We start from the raw sequence: 16,510 nt of genomic DNA on the forward strand, positions 1-16,510 counted from the left end.
CAAAAAGGTGAAATCCCATGAGAAGTCTTATCAAGGCAATCGCTGCGTTCGGCGCAATCCTTATCCTTGCAACTGGTGCGTTCGCCACCGATTACACCAAGGGTGAAGTCACCAAGATCGACGCCAAGCAGAAGAAGCTCACGATCAGGCATGAGGAACTCAAGAACCTCGACATGCCGGCCATGAAGATGGTGTTCGTCGTCGCCGATGACGCGATGATCGAGAAGGTCAAGGAAGGCCTGGCAATCGAGTTCGTCGCCGAACGCGTCAATGGCCGCCTGACGGTCACCAAAATCAAGGAATGACGGCTGCAGCGGGCCGGCCTTTTGGCTGGCCCGCCGCTCATCGCGCAATGCCGGCCGACCGGCCGCGCAGCGCGGAAGACTGGTCAGGCATCTTTTCATTCTCCTCGGCGGGGGGCTGATCGAATGGGACGACGGTGACCAACGAACCATCCTCTACATTGAATTCGGAAGCGATGCGCAAACTGCGCTCCATATCGCTACGCCTTGCCGCGATCTTGACGCTGACATTGAATCTTGCCCTTGGCCAAGGCGGTCTTTCGGTCCACCTGAACCTTCGGCGGCGCCATATACTTCTCTTCAGCGGTCTCGTCACAAGCGCCTGGGTCGCGATGATCGCGGTCATGGAGTGGCGTCACGAAACGCTGCGTCCGGGCACCTACCTGTCTGCATTCCTGGACGTGGATCTGGCGCTGACGATCAGCTTCGCCTTTACCGGATTTGCCGTGTTCCTGCTTGTTTCCGAGCAGGATCAGGCCAAGAGGGAGGCCAGGAAGCTTGAGCAGCGCCGCAACAATCTGTCGCGATTCTTCTCGCCATTCGTCGTGTCGGACCTGGAGAATGGAAGCGCGGCGCTCGATCTGCAGAGAAGGCAGGCGGCGATCATGTTCGTCGATCTGCGAGATTTCACCAGCTACGCGGAAAGTGCTCCGGCTGCGCAACGGGCATCCGTGCTTGCCGAATATCGTGAACTGGCGGGCACCGTATTCCACTACGGCGGTACGGTCGACAAGTTCGTCGGGGATGGAGTCATGGCCGTCTTCTGCCAGCCCAAGCCGTCTGATGGAGACGCGGCTCAGGCCCTGGCGTGCGCATTACGCCTCATCATGGTGCTTGATGAATGGCGTTATCGGCGCCTGAACGGCCAAGCCGCTACGTTCGATGCAGTCATCGGATTGCATCACGGGCTGATCGTCGGTGGTGTCCTCGAAAGCGGATTTCATGACGAATTCACGGTCGTAGGAGACGCCGTGAATGTCGCCCAGCGCCTGGAAGGCCTGGCCAAGACCCTTGGCGCCTCTCTGGTCGTCTCCACGGACCTGTTGAGACAGCTCGCACCGGCGAACCGGAAGGAGACTGGGTTTTCCGGCAAGGGGTTTCACTGCAGGGCCGCCGCAGCCCAATAGACATAGCATATCTCCCGCGCCGTGCTCCGGCCGGCGGAACGAGCACATCGGCAGGGTCTGCCGACGTGCCGCCCGCCGCCGAACACGCCAAAGGCGACGTCGCCAAGATCGACATCCCGACAAGCCGGCCATGAACATGGTGCTCATTGTCGCCGGTCCGCATCCCGTCAGGTCAACCACGGCACGTCAAGATCGTAGTTGCCCGGAAAGGAAATGCCGATGATCTGGAAGCGCGCTTTTCTTGCCGGTATCGCCCTGCTCGTCGTCGCTCTGGTCGCCTGGCGTTACTGGCCGGCACCGAGGGAGACGGCGTCCGCCGCGCCGATGGTCGACGTGACGATGTCTCAACTGACGGCGCTGGAGCAGGAGGGGCGCTCGGCTTTTGCGCCGCCTGCCACGGCGACGACGCCGGCGGTCGGGACGGAATTGGCCCGCCGCTGGTCCACATCATCTACGAACCGAACCATCACAGCGACGCCGCATTTCTGCTTGCGGCAAGGTCGGGCGTTCGCCAGCATCACTGGGGGTTTGGCGACATGCCGCCAGTCGCCGAGGTCGAAGACGCCGAGATCGCCGCCATCGTCGCCTATGTCCGTGCGTTGCAGCGGGCCAATGGCATACGCTGACTGTCCCGCCTACTCCCGATCGGCAGGGGCAGGTTCAGGAGGTCGGAACCTCGCATACGGTTCGCCAGAGGTTCCGCTTCCAGTCCGCCGGATCGTACGGCAGGGCGGACGGCTGGACGGCATAATCGGTGCCTCCGACCAATACGCCCGCCGGCGCGCCGCAGCGCACACGCGCCCGGTGCCTTCCACGGTCGCGGTAGCGTTGCGCGCCGTCTGCTCCCAATTCCGTCAGGCCTATGGTGACGTCGTAATCGTAGTCGGCAGCGACCGACAACTGGCGGGTGACGAGACTTAGATCGACGGTCGTCGCGTCCGAGAAGCGTGACGTGTGGAAGATTACGGGCTCCGCTCCGCTCGTGCTGGTCGCCGCAAGTGCCAGAAGCGCACCGGAGATCAGGGAATGTGCATACATTGCCATCCTCCCTGTCCATTGACGGCGCCAATCATAGCACCACAGCAGTTCGGCGTTGAGTCGATAAGGCAGTATTGCGCAATTCGACGACACCTACGATCGAACGATACACTATTCTATATCGCATAGCGCCAAATCATCACGACCCTATATCAAACGTGTTGACGGAGACCGCGTAAGACGATAGATATAGTATCCTGAGCGAAATCAGTGTTTTAATCTGGATTCTATATCATGGCCTACCAAAGCGAAAGCCTGATCGCGCAAGCACGCGAAATCCGCGAGGCCTCCGGCGTTAGTCAGCGCGCGCTCAGCGAACGGGCCGGATTGACGCAGAGTCACATCTCCCAAATTGAGAGCGGCAAGATGGAGCCGGGGCTGTCGAGCTTCATCGATTTGACCCGGGCGCTCGATCTCGAGGTCATGCTTGTCCCGAAGAAGCTCGTACCTGCCGTATTGAGCCTGGTTAAGGCCCGGGCGACACGAGACATGCATATCCACGCCGGTCAGCCAAACGACAAGCGATTTGCTCGCGCAGAGCGCTTGGTCAAGAAGATGAAGCACCTCTACGGTAGCTCGGCCGATCTCGATCGCATCGAAGACACGCTTCGCTTCCTGCGACGCTTTAACATAAGCGATCAGGAGATGCAGCTGGTGCGCGCGCTGATCGCCCGCCTCGAGCGGTATCAGGCAAGCGCGCAGGCAGCTCCCGTCGTCCGCGACATTGCCCAGAACCTGCAGCAACTGCGCAATTCGATCGTACATGCCGCTCCGTCTGAGCCCCGACCCGCCTATTCGCTGGACGATGGAGATGCCGATGCCGATGCCTGACGTATCGGTTCTTGATGTGCGGCTCTACGACGAGCCTATCGGCACTCTGACCCATTTGCAGGGCGATCGGACGATCTTTGCCTTCAATGAAGATTACGTCGAGAACCCGGATCGACCGACCCTCAGCCTGTCGTACAAGGACGACCTGGGAGGCCTGATCACAAAGATCCGCCCGACACAGCGGGTTGTACCGCCGTTCTTTTCGAATCTGCTGCCGGAGGGTGGCCTACGCCGCTATCTCGCCGAGCGGGCAGGGGTCAATCAGCAGCGCGAATTCCTCCTGCTCTGGGTACTGGGGCTCGACCTGCCCGGAGCACTCTCGATCCATTCGGCGGTCGGTGACGCCCTTCCACCCAGCGATGACGAGGATTTGCCGGAGAAAGCCAAGCCCAATGCGCTGCGCTTTTCGCTCGCCGGTGTGCAGCTCAAGTTCTCCGCGTTCGAGAACGCAGGGAAGGGAGGCGGCTTGACAATTCCTGCAGAGGGCGTTGGCGGTTCGTGGATCGTGAAGCTTCCGTCCCAGCAGTTCACCGGTGTTCCGGAGAACGAGTTTTCGATGATGACGCTTGCAGGCATGATTGGCATGGATGTGCCGGCCATCAACCTGATTGATCTCGATACGATCGCCGGCATTCCAGCAGGAGTAGGAGAGCTAAAGGGGCAGGCGCTTGCTGTTAGTCGCTTCGATCGAACCGGCGACGGTCCGGTCCACACCGAGGATTTTGCGCAGGTGTTCGGGGTCTTCCCGGACGACAAGTACAAGCGTGCGAGCTACGCCAACATCGCGCGCGTCATCGGCACCGAGGCGGGAGATGTCGGCGCTGCCGAATTCATTCGCCGCCTCGTGTTCAGCGCGCTGATCGGCAATGGCGACATGCACCTCAAAAACTGGTCGCTGATCTACCCGGATCGGCGCTCGGCCGCGTTTTCGCCGGCCTACGACCTGGTATCGACCATCCCTTATATCGACGGTGAGGATACCGCCGCCCTCAATTTCTCTCGGACCAAAAAGATGGCCGAATTCGATGCGGATGAGCTACGGCATCTGGCGGCGAAAGCGCTTCTACCGGAAAGGCTTGTCATCGACACTGCCGCCGAGACCGTGCAACGATTTCGGCAGGTTTGGGAGGCCGAGAAGGGGCATCTGCCTCTCGCCGCCGATGTCGCGATCGCGATCGACGCACACGCCCCGACGGTGCCACTCTACAAGGAACTGGCATGACTAAGAACCCGGTCACGAACTTGCGCCACCGTCCATCTTCGGAACAATGGAGAGGACAGGGCATGTAGCCTCGGGAACCGTCGCTTGAGTTCGTATGTCCACGATGCGGGGCGACGATCACCGAAATCATTGAAGAAGTCCCGGGCTATGACGTCTTCGCAAACAAGGAATCCGACGCGCAGGGCTATGCCGAACAGACAGTGACCTGCCCCGAATGCGCGCAGGAGTTCGTTGTGAACATCCTGAACACCGGGGCGTGCCTCGTGGCGGACCTGGCGGACGGAACGACGCAGGTGAGCGTGATCGACGATCCGATCCACAGTCCGGAGGATGCATGGGAAGTGGAAGCGTATCAACGCGCGCGTTCATCACCTCTCGGCAGGTCACAGCCGCTCCGCCTTCGGCGGCTGCTTCGTACCGTAGTGCCGTCGATTTTCCCGCCCCAGGTTCGCCAAGCAAGACGACATACCGTCTGTCGCGCAAATGGCTCAGAGGGTGAGCCCCTGTTTCGCCGTTGGTTTGAACGGCGACTCGCCTGTCTAGAGATGCGCTTTCCATGGTCGGAAAGAAGTAGTGAAATCTTCTCGACGAAACACAGACATTATTGAGAGCGGCTCCCGGACAGCAGTTTTACCCTGGTTTGTGGCGAACCTCACCTCGCGCAAGCTGAAGGCGACGTGTCGCTTGCGCTCTTGATTGTCAGAAAACGGTAGCCTATTTTCTGACACATGACGACAGCCACAACACCAGTTCCCGATCGTATCATGCGACGCGTCCGCGCTGGCGGGCGTGGCGGTGTCTTCACGCCCCGTGACTTTCTGGATGTGGCAGGGCGCGCCGCCGTCGATCAGGCCCTTTCCCGTTTGGTCAAGAGTGGGAAGCTGCGCCGCTTGGCGCGGGGCCTCTATGACTATCCGAAGGTCCATCCGAAGCTGGGGCCGCTTTCGCCGGCGCCGGACGACGTTGCGCGTGCACTTGCCCGGGAGACTGGTTCGCGCGCGCAGATCGCCGGTGCGCACGCAGCCAATGCACTCGGCCTCTCGACGCAGGTTCCTGCTAAGAGCCTCTACCTGACGGACGGGCCCTCACGCCGGATCGTGCTAGGCAAGCGCGTGATCGATCTGCGACACGCGTCACCTAAGCATTTGATCGCACCGGGCAGTCCCGCCGGGACCGTTGTCCAAGCTCTCCGCCATGTCGGACCGGTTCGCGCCGCTGATGTGGCCCGGGTTGCAGCCCGTCGGCTGTCGGCCAGCGACAAGAGGCTGCTCGCGTCCAATGCGGTCCAGGCTCCCACCTGGATGCGGCCCACGCTGATCTCGATCGGCAACACAGCATCAGAGGCAGCAAATGGACAAGGTTGCTCGTCTTCCGGCAGGTGATCGAGCAGCGCTGTTCGGCGAAACCGGTGCTAGCCGCGGCGTCGCCGACACGATCATCCAAAAGGACTTTTGGGTCTGCTGGACCTTGAAGCGATTGTTCGGTCTTCCGAAAAACGCGGCCGCCAGCCTGGTCTTCAAGGGCGGAACGTCTCTGTCCAAAGCCTTCGGCATCATCCGCCGCTTCTCCGAGAACATAGACCTGTCCTTCGATCGGGCGGATCTCGGCTACACAGGTGATCGCGATCCGGAGCAAGATGGCATCAGCCGGAAGAAGGCAGGGCGGCTTGTCGATGACCTAGTGGGGGATGTCGAGAGGCATATCGCCGACAGGTTGCTTCCTGCCCTCCGCGCCGCGATCGTCGAGGAGCTCGGCGAACCGAGAAACGGTGAGTGGTCGCTTTCGATCGATGAAGCCGATGCGCAGACATTGAATTTCCACTACCCGATCGCGCTTCCAGCGGCCGAATATCAAGGCATGGCGTACATCACGCCACGGGTGAAGCTCGAACTCGGTGCCCGCGGTGATCCCTGGCCCGCTGAGACGAAGGTCATCCACGCCTACGCGGCCGAGGATTTTCCTGACTTCTTCGAGGATCCGGACACGGCCGTCACAGTACTCTCGGCACGACGAACATTCTGGGAAAAAGCCACCGCCTTGCACGCGGAGGCCAATCGTCCTGCCGCGTCCGCGACGCCGCAATATTTCTCGCGCCACTATTACGATCTCGCTATGCTGCTCGGCTCCGACGAGGGCAAGGCGGCGGCTGATGATCTTGAGCTATTGGCAGCGGTCGCAAAGCACAAGGCAATCTTCTTTCGGTCGGGCTGGGCAGACTACGATGCGGCGCGTCCAGGCACCTTGCGGCTGGTGCCCAGCGAGGCGCGGGTCAGGGATCTTAGAGCCGACTATCGCGCAATGGCGCCTATGATGTTCGACGACAGCCCACCGACCTTCGACGACATTCTTGCCACGATCGAGAAGCTTCAGGAAACCATCAACATCTAGGCGCGCCACCTGCCGAGGATTTGCAACTGACGATGCGCGGAAACCATTCACGGGCGGTGATCGATATGCCCCAGTCGTGGCCAATTATGTCGGGGCATATGATTGCCACTGCGGGGCTCGACCTTCGAGAAATGACGACAAGGGGTGCTATCGAGCCTGGGGATGTTGTAGCACTGGGCCAAAACGTTGATGTCGCTTGGCAGCTAAATGTAAGTGTCCGTTCCAAAAAGGAGTGAGTGATTTCAGCAGGTTGTGATTCTGTCGGATTGCTGAGATTCGACGGAGAACACGATGCCCTGGACCGAAACCACTCGGCCGCACTATGAGCGGCGTTGCCCTCGCTATGCAAGCGACCTGACTGACGAAGAATGGGCGCTGATCGAACCGCTGATCCCGTCGCCGAAGCGCCTCGGGCGTCCGCGCAAGACAGACCTGCGCGAAGTGGTGAACGCGCTTTTGTACATGGCCTCCTCGGGCGGTGCGTGGCGGCTTCTGCCCAAGGACTTCCCGCCGTTCTCGACGGTGCATATTTCTACCGCTGGCGTGACGACGGCCTGCTGCGCACGATCAACAATGAACTGGTGATGGCGGCGCGCGAACGGGCCGGCCGAGAGGCAAAACGCCGATCCCGAAGAGAAGCGAGGGCCTGCGGAAGACGCCAAAACTCCGGACACATTGAAAGCTCGAAAGCGCTTGACCTCAACACGCCGAATAGAGAAGACACTAAGAATGCGCCGGTTTGGTTCGAATGGAGCATTTAATTATGAGAATATTGGCCGATGGATTCTCAAATTAACTGCGTCTGCGAGGAGGCTTACAGCCGTCAACACAGGCCACAGTCTTCTCGATGAGGTAGTTTTGCGGGCCGTAAATATTGGGAGCCTTATTCTCGCATTAGGTGACAAACTCCAGGCGACATTATCAAATTATCTGCCCATTCTCAAATTAAGTGCCCGCCTATCTATCTGATATCATTGACATGTGATTCTCATATTAATTGCCAAGTGACACCAGTTCCGAAATCGACCTGCGGAACATAGGCGCGATCACATCGATCATGTTTGCAAGCAGGCTTTCCGGATCGGCGGGGTCGAATGCACCTTCCGTGAGAATTCTGCACCTCGCGGAATCCCGGAAAGCGACTTGACGGATGCCGAGGGCGCAGTGAATCCGCCAGCCGATCTCGCCGTCCGACAACCATGGAGCAATGCTGCCGAACGCCTTCATGAATGGGCCGAGGTGCTCTGCCGAGAATCCGGCGATGCTTTCGAATTCGAGCCCGTGGCTGCTGATCTGCACGGCGGAAAAATGGCGAAACACCATGTAGCCGGAGTTGGGATCGGAATGCCAGCGGATGGACGGCCCGACGAGGGCGGCGATGACGGCTTCGAGCTCCGGAGGTTCTGGCGCGCCGGCGTCCACTGCGGCCTTCAGCAGGTTGAGGCGTTCGGCGCACAGTCGGCGATAGACACGCTTCACGACCTCCGCGACGAGGTGATCGCGACTTCCGAAATGATAGCTGATCGCAGACACGCTGACATTCGCTTCGCGCGCGATCGCACGGATCGGAACCTGGTCGATGTGCGAGGCCCGAGCCAGGAGGCGCTCTGCCACGGCCATGATGTGATCTGCAGTCATACCTGCGGAATTGAGCATCTTGCCACCTTGAACACTGGCAGCCACTACATCGCGAATACCACATACGTTTAACATGCTGTGGGCCGCTGCGGGTTCGGCCACACGGCCGACGTCCGAACAGTGTTCGGAAACGGTCATCAATGTGTATCGACCGGCCCCTACGATACAGCGAGTGCCTGCTCAAGCCGAACTGCCGCTATCGTAAAGGAGACGTGACCACCATGGTGACCCGCCGCCAAACGCTCGGAGTCCTTGCCTCCACCCTTTCCATTCCCACTTTCCTCGGAGCGGGCGCCGCGCGCGTTTTCGCGCAGGACGGACGGCCGATCCTAAGGATCGCCGTGCAGGCGCTCGGCCCTTCGCTGGACCCGCTCGAGTCGATGACAAACGTGGGATTGCGGGCGATCGACTGCCTCTTCGACCGCCCGCTGCGCCGTGATTTCATCGCCGAGGAGAAGAATCCCGGAACGACCGCCATCGAACCGCAACTCGCCACGTCCGTGACGCAGGTGTCTCCTCTCGTCTGGGAGGTGAAGCTGCGAGAAGGGGTGCGTCTTCACGACGGATCGGAGCTTTCGGCCGACGATATGCTTGCTACGCTCGGCCAGGATCGCATCGGCCCTGAATCGCCCTACCCAGACGGCAAGATTCTCTTCGGACATCTCACCGCCGTCGAGAGGGTCGACGACCTGACGGTTCGCCTCCACACCGCCCAGGAGGACGTGGTCATGCCGCACAGGCTGGCGGGATACGGTCCCTGGATTATCGGCGCGAAGGCCTACAAGGAATTGGGTCCGGAAGGGTTCAAGGCCAAACCCGTCGGAGCCGGACCGTACAAGCTCAAAGAATTTGCACGCGATTCCAAGATCGTGTTTGCAAGCCACGACGACTACTGGATGGGCAAACCGGCGGCAGCCGAGGTCGCGATCACGGTGGTGCCGGAAGTCGCCACGCGTGTGGCAGGGCTGATCTCGGGCGAATACGATATCGTCACCAACGTGCTGCCGGACCAGGTGCCCCAGTTCGAGGGGTATGATGACGTCGCGGCGGAGACGGTTCCGATGGACCTCCTCCACATGCTATTCTACGACTACAACCGCCCGGCGGTTTCAGACCCGAAAATGCGGCGGGCGCTGAGCTTCGCCATCGATTACGACCGCGTTGCCAAGGCGATATGGGGTCCGAAATACAACCGACCCAACAACTTTCAAATTCCGGCCTTCGGTGAGCTCTACGACAAGGATCGTAAGTACTTCCACTACGATCCCGCGCGGGCAAAGGAGCTTCTGGCCGCGGCGAGCTATTCGGGCGGCGAGATCGTCCTTCGCGTACCGCCGAGCTACTACCTGGGCAGCGGCGACGCGGCGCAGATCATCCAGGCTCAGTGGCAGGAACAGGGCATCAACACGAAAGTGGAATTCGCCGAGAGCGCAGCGCAGCAGATGGAGCCCGGCGCCGACGTGCGCATGGTGTCCTCCTCGTTCCGCTATCCCGATCCGCTCAGCGGAGGCGTGATCGTCCATTTGGGCAAGAACTCGTTCCTGCAGAAGAACAATTTCTTCGTTCCGCAGACCGACTACAACGAGGTCTGCGATCAGTTTGCGGCAGCGACCGATCCCGCCGAACGCCAACGTCTGTTCTGGAAACTGCTCGATCTCCTCGAGGAGGAGGCGCCGGTCACCATACTCTATTCGGTCAATGAAATTGTCGGCAGGAACAGGCGTGTCAACTGGACGCAGTATCCGTTGTACTATCTGGATCTCAGGCCCGACGTCTTTTCCTACGCGTGATGGAGAGATCGATGAGGGTGGTCCAGATATCCGATGTTCATCTCTCGCGGAAGCACGGCTTCTTTGTCGAGAACTGGTGGAACACGGTACGTCATGTCAACGCGCTGAGTCCCGATCTCGTCGTGATCACGGGCGACCTCGCGATAAACGGACCGGACGAGGACGACGAACTCGCCTTTGCCCGATCCGAACTTGCGCGCCTTGCTCCACCCTGGCGGGCGATCGCCGGCAATCACGACGTGGGTGACGAGCCGCCCGGGCAGGACGCCAAGCAGCTCATCGACATGCCACGTCTGGCACGGTGGCGGCGCACCATCGGAGCGGACCACTGGGCCGAAACGATCGGACGTTGGCGCCTGATCGGCTTGAACGCCCAACTGTACGGAAGCGGGCTGGACGCCGAAACGGAGCAGCAAAGCTGGCTGGAGGAGCAGCTGACGGGCGACGGCTTCGACGGTATCGGTGTGTTCCTGCATAAGCCGCTATTCATCGAGGGAATGGGAGATCCAGCCTCTGCGGCGTGTGTCACACCGGTCCCGCGGGAGCGCTTGCTGTCGACTTTCGCTGCCGCACCGGTACGCTTCGTGGCGAGCGGCCATCTGCATTGTCATACCATCCTCACCCATTCGGGAATCGACCTGATCTGGGCCCCGTCGACGGCTTTTCTCGCAGGTTCCGCTGACGGAACGGCGCAGGACCATGTCGTACCGAACACCCGGCGGGAGCTCGGCATACTTGTCTACGAGCTTGGTGACGAGGGCTATCAAATGAGGTTCGAAGCCGTGCCCGGAATAGAACCGCTTTACCTCAGCGACCTCAAGCAAGGGAAGTACGCCTTTCTGCGCGACATGCCGCCCTACATGCCGGCGGGACGGTTCTGACGTGCCGGTGGCCGAACTCGCATTTGCGCCCGGCATCGATGCCTACGAGCCGTCACACCGCGGCGAACCGATCTTGGAAGTCCGCAATCTCGCGGTAGCGGTGGACGACGGATTGGCGGTCGAAAATGTCGATCTGTCGCTGGAGGCGGGCAGAACCCATTGCCTGGTCGGCGAGTCCGGGTGCGGCAAGAGCCTGACATGTCTCGCTCTGATGGGTCTGTTGCCGCCAGGTGCCCGCGGGGTTTCGGGAAACCTGCGAATGAAGGGCAGAAGCGGCGCGATACCCGAGAAAGGCCCGCCGGAAGGCCTCGCGATGATCTACCAGGACGCGACAGCCTCGCTCGATCCTCTCATGACCGTCGGCAGGCAGATCGTCGAGGCGCTGCCGGCAGACGTTCCCCGCAGGGCACGGCGCGCCGAAGCGGAAGACCTGATCGCGCAGGTCGGTATTCCTCATGCCCGGGCCCGCTTCGAATCCTATCCGCACGAACTTTCGGGAGGAATGAACCAGCGCATCGCCATCGCCATCGCGCTGGCGGCCAGGCCCAGCGTGCTTTTGGCCGATGAACCCACCACCGCGCTTGACGTCACCGTGCAGGCCCGGATTCTCGACCTTATGCTGGAGTTCCAGCAATCGACAGGTCTTGCTATTCTTTTCGTCACGCACGACCTTGGCGTCGTGGCGCAGATCGCCCACGACGTCTCCGTGATGTATTGCGGCGAAATCGTCGAAAGTGGTCCGGTGACGGACCTGTTCGCCGCGCCGAGACACCCTTATTCGAGAGGTCTGGTCGAGTGCCTGCCACGCCTTTCGCGCCAGACGGAACGCCTCGAGTCGATTGCCGGGATCGTTCCGCCTCTGCAAGCACGGCCCACAGGTTGCCGTTTTGCATCGCGCTGCACGCGCGCCGACGATTTGTGCTCAACGCAAAGGCCATGTCTTGAACGTCGCGGCAATACGGGAGCGGTTGCGTGCTTCAATCCCCTTTGAACCGGCGCCCGGGCGGTTTGCCGCTCCTGCATGCTGAAAACCTGACGCGCATCTATCCGCCACCGCGGCGGGGACTGTTGCGACGCGGCGTTGGTGTGCATGCGGTGGCCGGCGTAAGCTTCGAGATTCATGCCGGGGAAGCTCTGGGGCTGGTAGGAGAGTCGGGAAGCGGAAAGACGACGATCGGCCGGATGGTCTCGGCAACGCTGCTTCCGACTTCAGGCACCGTTTCGCTGGACGGCGCCACATTCACCAACCCCATGCCGCTGCGACGACGAGCCCGCGTGCAGGCTGTGTTCCAGGATTCGCTCGGCGCCCTCAACCCGCGCATCCGCATCGGCCGGCAGATCGAAGAACCGATGATCATTCACGGCTTCGACCGTGATGCGCGGGCAGGACGGATCGCCTCTCTGATGGCTGATGTAGGATTGCCGCACTCGATCCTGGCCCGCTTTCCGGGCGAAGTCTCCGGCGGCCAGCGGCAAAGGGTTCTCATCGCAAGAGCGCTCGTTCTGAAGCCGGAGGTGCTTGTTTGCGACGAACCCGTATCGGCGCTCGACGTGTCCGTTCAGGCCCAGGTGATCAACCTTCTGGCGGAACTTAGGTCGCAGCATCGGCTGACGATCCTGTTCATCTCACACGATCTGCGCGTCGTGAGACATCTTTGCGATCGCGTGGCCGTGCTCTACTGCGGAAGGATCGTCGAGATCGGACCGATCGCCTCAGTCATCGACACGCCCTCCCATCCCTATACCCGGGCGTTGATCGACGCACTGCCGCCCGACCAGCCCGGGCAGCGCCGTGTGCCAAGTGGTCGATCTTCCGACGCCGGGACGGACGCATCAACCGGCGCGGGTTGCGCTTTTGCTTCAAGATGCCTGCAGGTCGAAAAGCTGTGTCTGGAAAGCGCGCCGGCTCTTCGGCCGCTTCGGCCAGGCCATGCATCGGCCTGCCATTTCGCCGGGACGCTTTAGCCCATGCTGCGTTTCGTGGTGTTCCGGCTGGCACGTGCGCTGATAACGATCGTCGGCTGCGCGACGCTCGCTTTCTTCGTTCTTCGCATGGCCGGTGATCCGATCATCGCGCTTCTGCCGGCCGACGCACCGCCAGAGGTGATGGAGCGCTACCGCACGCTTTGGGGTCTGGATCGGCCACTCTATGAGCAGTATGTCCGCTATCTGATTTCCCTCGCCCAGGGCGATTTCGGACAATCCCTCGTCGACGGGCGCGACGCGCTCGGCGTCGTGCTTGAGCGCGCCGGCGCGACGCTGATCCTCGGCGGCGTCGTCATCGCGCTCGCCCTCCTGATCGGCGTGCCGGCCGGCACCTTCGCTGCGCTCCGACGCGGAACGCCAGCCGATCATGCGACGATGACCGTCGCGATATTCGGCTATGCCATGCCGAACTTCTTCCTCGGGCTGCTGCTTATCCTGCTGTTTTCAATGCAGCTCAGGCTCCTGCCGTCCTCCGGTTACGGCAGTGCCGCTCACCTGGTGATGCCGGCGCTAACCCTGGGCACCGCCATGGCGGCGAAGCTCGCGCGCTTCGTCCGAACGTCGGTTCTGGACGTACTCGGCCAGCCCTTCGTGCGCGCAGCCCGCGGCAAGAGGTTGCCCGAACTTGCCGTGATCCTGCGTCATGTCTTTCCGAACGCCGCTATCCCGGTGATCACCTTTCTCGGGTTCGAAATCGGTCTCCTGATCGGCGGAGCTGTGGTCACCGAGAACGTGTTCGGCTGGCCGGGCATCGGAAACCTTCTCGTCCTGTCCGTCGCGCGCCGTGACCTCGCCGTGGTGCAGACCATCGTCATGGCGATTGCCGCGACGATGGTACTGGCCAATCTCGTGGTCGACCTGGCCTATGGCTGGATCGATCCGCGGGTACGACTTGCGGGAGGGCCCCGTGAAGGTTGAGATCGAAGCGCCTCTCGACGCCTTGCGCAACCCCACGCGGCGCCTGCGAACCATTCCCGCGGTCGTGCTGGCCGCAATGATCCTCCTCGGCCTCGTCATTCTTCTCGCAGCCTGTGCCGACGTCATTGCCCCTTACGGATTTGCCGACCAGAACCTCGATGCCCGGCTCCAGCCGCCATGGTTCGCCGGAGGCAGCGCGGACTATCTTCTGGGAACCGACACACTCGGTCGCGACGTGCTGAGCCGGATCTTCTACGGGGCGAGGACGTCGATCCTGGTAGCGCTCGGCGCCACCGCATTCGGGTTCCTGCTCGGCACGACGCTCGGCTTCGTTGCGGCACGTTTTCGCGGCTGGATCGAGGAGGCGGTGATGATGCTGGTGGATATCCAGGCCGCGCTGCCGACGCTTGTGCTGGCGCTCGCCGTTCTGGCATTCCTTGGAAACAGTCTGCCGCTCCTGATCATACTCGTCGGCCTCGACGGCTGGGAACGCTACGCGCGGCTGACGCGCGGCATGGTGCTTTCGGCAAAGGAGAGCGGCTATGTCATGTCTATGCGCATCGTCGGTGCGCCCGAATGGCGTATCTATCTCAGGCACATCCTGCCCAATATCGCGGGTGGGCTGATCGTCCAGGCAACGCTCAACTTCCCCGGCACGATCATCCTCGAGACGGCACTGTCGTTCTTCGGCCTGGGTGTACAGCCGCCCATGACATCCCTCGGCCAAATGCTCGGGAACGGTCGCGCCTATCTGATCAACGCCTGGTGGATTGCCATATTTTCGGGCGTCGTGATCTTCCTGACCACACTGTCGATGTGCCTGATCGGAGACTGGCTGCGCGACCGGCTCGATCCGACACTGACCCGCTAACGGCATAGAAGGAGCCGGCGGAAAAGGTCATCAAGGACATCCGCCGCGCCACCCGCAAACAGTATTCGGCGGAGGAGAAGATCCGCATCGTGCTGGAAGGTCTGCGCGGCGAGGAGTCGATTGCCGTGCTGTGCCGGCGCGAAGGCATTGCCGAGAGCCTCTATTACAATTGGTCGAAGGAGTTCCTTGAAGCCGGCAAGAAGCGGTTGGCCGGTGACACGGCGCGTGCAGCCACCAATGACGAGGTCAAGCATCTGCGGCGCGAAGCCCGCGACCTGAAAGAGGTCGTCGCCGAGCAGGCGCTGGAACTGCGGCTGCTCAAAAAAAGCATGATCGCGGATGGGGGCGACGACGAATGAGATACCCCGCATCCGAGAAGCTGGAGATCATCCGGCTGGTCGAGCAGTCGCATCTTCCGGCCAAGCGCACGCTGGACAAGCTCGGCATTCCGCGCGCTACTTTCAATCGCTGGTATGACCGCTTCCTCACCGGCGGCGTCGATGCGCTCGAAGACCGCAAGCCGCAGCCCAGGCGGGTCTGGAACCGCATTCCCGACGAGGTCCGCCAGAAGGTCATTGACCTTGCCCTCGACGAGCCTGAGCTGTCACCGCGAGAGCTGGCGGTGACGTTCACCGACACGCGAGACTACTTCGTCTCGGAATCCTCGGTCTATCGCCTGCTCAAGGCGCAGGATCTGATTACCAGTCCCGCTTTCACCGTCATCAAGGCTGCCGACGAGTTCCATGACAAGACGACGGCACCCAACCAGCTCTGGCAGACCGATTTCACGTATCTGAAGGTCATCGGCTGGGGCTGGTTCTATCTCTCGACCATCCTCGATGATTACTCGCGCTACATCATCGCCTGGAAGCTGTGCACCACAATGAAGGCTGGCGACGTCACCGACACGCTGGAACTCGCCCTGCAGGCATCAGGCTGTGACAACGCCAGGGTGATGCAACGTCTCCGCCTCTTGTCCGACAATGGGCCGTGCTACGTTGCCGGCGAACTGGCAACCTGGCTCTCCGGCAAAGGGATGGAGCACACCCGTGGTTCGCCTTGTCATCCGCAGACCCAGGGCAAGATCGAGCGATGGCACCAGACGCTGAAGAACCGCATCCTGCTCGAAAACCACTTCCTGCCCGGTGCCCTCGAAGCGCAGATCGGCGCCTTCGTCGATCACTACAACCACCGGCGCTACCATGAGAGCCTCGCCAATCTCACGCCGGCCGATGTCTACTTCGGACGCGGCCAGACAATTTTGCAGACAAGAGAAAGGATCAAACGCCACACCATCAACCAACGGCGCTTGCTACATCGCAAGGCCGCCGCTTAGAATGAAAACCCTGATGGGCCAGAGCCTCCACTAAATCAGGCAGACAATTGTCCCAAAAACCCTGACCACGGACAGACTGCAAGGTCGAGATCGAGGTCATCGCATTTGCGCCGGACAAGTGACGCCAGATGGTTCTCAACCAGCTCCAGTCGGCGAGTGCACCGGGCGCGCGCGCATTGTCG

At 61.3% G+C, this 16,510-nt stretch carries 16 protein-coding genes and 1 pseudogene; 15 read left to right on the plus strand and 2 right to left on the minus strand.

All coding sequences use genetic code 11. The features are described from left to right. Positions 1-17: 17 nt before the first annotated feature. From GM909_RS24215 to GM909_RS26430, 3 genes are all read left to right on the plus strand, one after another. Positions 18-305, plus strand: a complete 288-nt coding sequence (locus tag GM909_RS24215; RefSeq protein ID WP_157020041.1) for a copper-binding protein — start codon at positions 18-20, stop codon at positions 303-305. 329 nt (positions 306-634) lie between these two features. After that, positions 635-1,429 carry an adenylate/guanylate cyclase domain-containing protein gene (locus GM909_RS24220; RefSeq protein ID WP_198174389.1) on the plus strand — a complete coding sequence of 265 codons (795 nt, stop codon included), beginning with the start codon at positions 635-637 and terminating at the stop codon, positions 1,427-1,429. A 146-nt stretch (positions 1,430-1,575) separates the two neighbouring features. Then, positions 1,576-2,055, plus strand: coding sequence for a c-type cytochrome (locus tag GM909_RS26430; protein ID WP_328600481.1), 480 nt, complete (start codon positions 1,576-1,578; stop codon positions 2,053-2,055). A 34-nt stretch (positions 2,056-2,089) separates the two neighbouring features. Here the strand turns inward: GM909_RS26430 and GM909_RS24230 are convergent, their stop codons facing one another. Next, positions 2,090-2,467, minus strand: a complete 378-nt coding sequence (locus GM909_RS24230) for a hypothetical protein (RefSeq protein WP_157020045.1) — start codon at positions 2,465-2,467, stop codon at positions 2,090-2,092. A 234-nt stretch (positions 2,468-2,701) separates the two neighbouring features. Between GM909_RS24230 and GM909_RS24235 the strand changes: the two genes are divergently transcribed. From GM909_RS24235 to GM909_RS24255, 5 genes and pseudogenes are all read left to right on the plus strand, one after another. Continuing rightward, positions 2,702-3,298, plus strand: coding sequence for a helix-turn-helix domain-containing protein (locus GM909_RS24235; RefSeq protein WP_157020047.1), 597 nt, complete (start codon positions 2,702-2,704; stop codon positions 3,296-3,298). Then, positions 3,291-4,520, plus strand: a complete 1,230-nt coding sequence (locus GM909_RS24240; RefSeq protein WP_157020094.1) for a type II toxin-antitoxin system HipA family toxin — start codon at positions 3,291-3,293, stop codon at positions 4,518-4,520. Before GM909_RS24235 ends, GM909_RS24240 begins: the two co-directional genes overlap by 8 nt. A 764-nt stretch (positions 4,521-5,284) precedes the next feature. After that, positions 5,285-5,902 (plus strand): DUF6088 family protein, encoded by a 618-nt coding sequence (locus GM909_RS24245; RefSeq protein WP_157020049.1) that lies wholly within the window; start codon positions 5,285-5,287, stop codon positions 5,900-5,902. Beyond that, positions 5,871-6,908: a nucleotidyl transferase AbiEii/AbiGii toxin family protein gene (locus GM909_RS24250; RefSeq protein ID WP_157020051.1), complete on the plus strand. Its 1,038-nt coding sequence runs from the start codon at positions 5,871-5,873 to the stop codon at positions 6,906-6,908. Before GM909_RS24245 ends, GM909_RS24250 begins: the two co-directional genes overlap by 32 nt. A gap of 291 nt (positions 6,909-7,199) precedes the next feature. After that, positions 7,200-7,525 (plus strand): annotated as a pseudogene (locus GM909_RS24255) (transposase); the annotation flags it as partial. A gap of 376 nt (positions 7,526-7,901) precedes the next feature. Here GM909_RS24255 and GM909_RS24260 read toward each other — a convergent pair. Beyond that, on the minus strand, positions 7,902-8,684 hold the full coding sequence (locus GM909_RS24260) for a TetR/AcrR family transcriptional regulator (RefSeq protein ID WP_157020053.1): 783 nt from the start codon (positions 8,682-8,684) through the stop codon (positions 7,902-7,904). 83 nt (positions 8,685-8,767) lie between these two features. Here GM909_RS24260 and GM909_RS24265 point away from each other — a divergent pair, with 83 nt between their 5' ends. The 7 genes from GM909_RS24265 to GM909_RS24295 all read left to right on the plus strand — a co-directional run bounded on the left by GM909_RS24265 (position 8,768) and on the right by GM909_RS24295 (position 16,328). Next, positions 8,768-10,336, plus strand: a complete 1,569-nt coding sequence (locus tag GM909_RS24265; protein ID WP_198174390.1) for an ABC transporter substrate-binding protein — start codon at positions 8,768-8,770, stop codon at positions 10,334-10,336. An 11-nt stretch (positions 10,337-10,347) separates the two neighbouring features. Further along, a complete protein-coding gene (locus GM909_RS24270) occupies positions 10,348-11,217 on the plus strand; it encodes a metallophosphoesterase family protein (RefSeq protein ID WP_198174391.1) in 870 nt (289 codons plus the stop codon). Position 11,218: 1 nt separating this feature from the next. Then, positions 11,219-12,208 (plus strand): ABC transporter ATP-binding protein, encoded by a 990-nt coding sequence (locus tag GM909_RS24275; RefSeq protein WP_157020059.1) that lies wholly within the window; start codon positions 11,219-11,221, stop codon positions 12,206-12,208. Further along, positions 12,190-13,182 carry an oligopeptide/dipeptide ABC transporter ATP-binding protein gene (locus GM909_RS24280; protein ID WP_235912062.1) on the plus strand — a complete coding sequence of 331 codons (993 nt, stop codon included), beginning with the start codon at positions 12,190-12,192 and terminating at the stop codon, positions 13,180-13,182. The genes GM909_RS24275 and GM909_RS24280 overlap by 19 nt, the downstream gene beginning before the upstream one ends. Positions 13,183-13,185: 3 nt before the next feature. Next, positions 13,186-14,121 carry an ABC transporter permease gene (locus GM909_RS24285; RefSeq protein WP_157020061.1) on the plus strand — a complete coding sequence of 312 codons (936 nt, stop codon included), beginning with the start codon at positions 13,186-13,188 and terminating at the stop codon, positions 14,119-14,121. A gap of 76 nt (positions 14,122-14,197) precedes the next feature. Further along, complete coding sequence (locus tag GM909_RS24290; RefSeq protein WP_407941355.1) at positions 14,198-14,992, plus strand: ABC transporter permease; 795 nt, start codon at positions 14,198-14,200, stop codon at positions 14,990-14,992. A 29-nt stretch (positions 14,993-15,021) separates the two neighbouring features. Further along, positions 15,022-16,328, plus strand: a protein-coding gene (locus tag GM909_RS24295; protein WP_157020065.1) for an IS3 family transposase whose coding sequence is annotated in 2 segments (ribosomal slippage) — positions 15,022-15,313 and positions 15,313-16,328 — 1,308 coding nt in all. Because the reading frame shifts where the segments join, the coding sequence is not laid out codon by codon here. Positions 16,329-16,510 lie beyond the last annotated feature (182 nt).

Source organism: Mesorhizobium xinjiangense (genome assembly GCF_009749525.1).
Taxonomy (GTDB): Bacteria; Pseudomonadota; Alphaproteobacteria; order Rhizobiales; family Rhizobiaceae; genus Mangrovimarina; species Mangrovimarina xinjiangensis.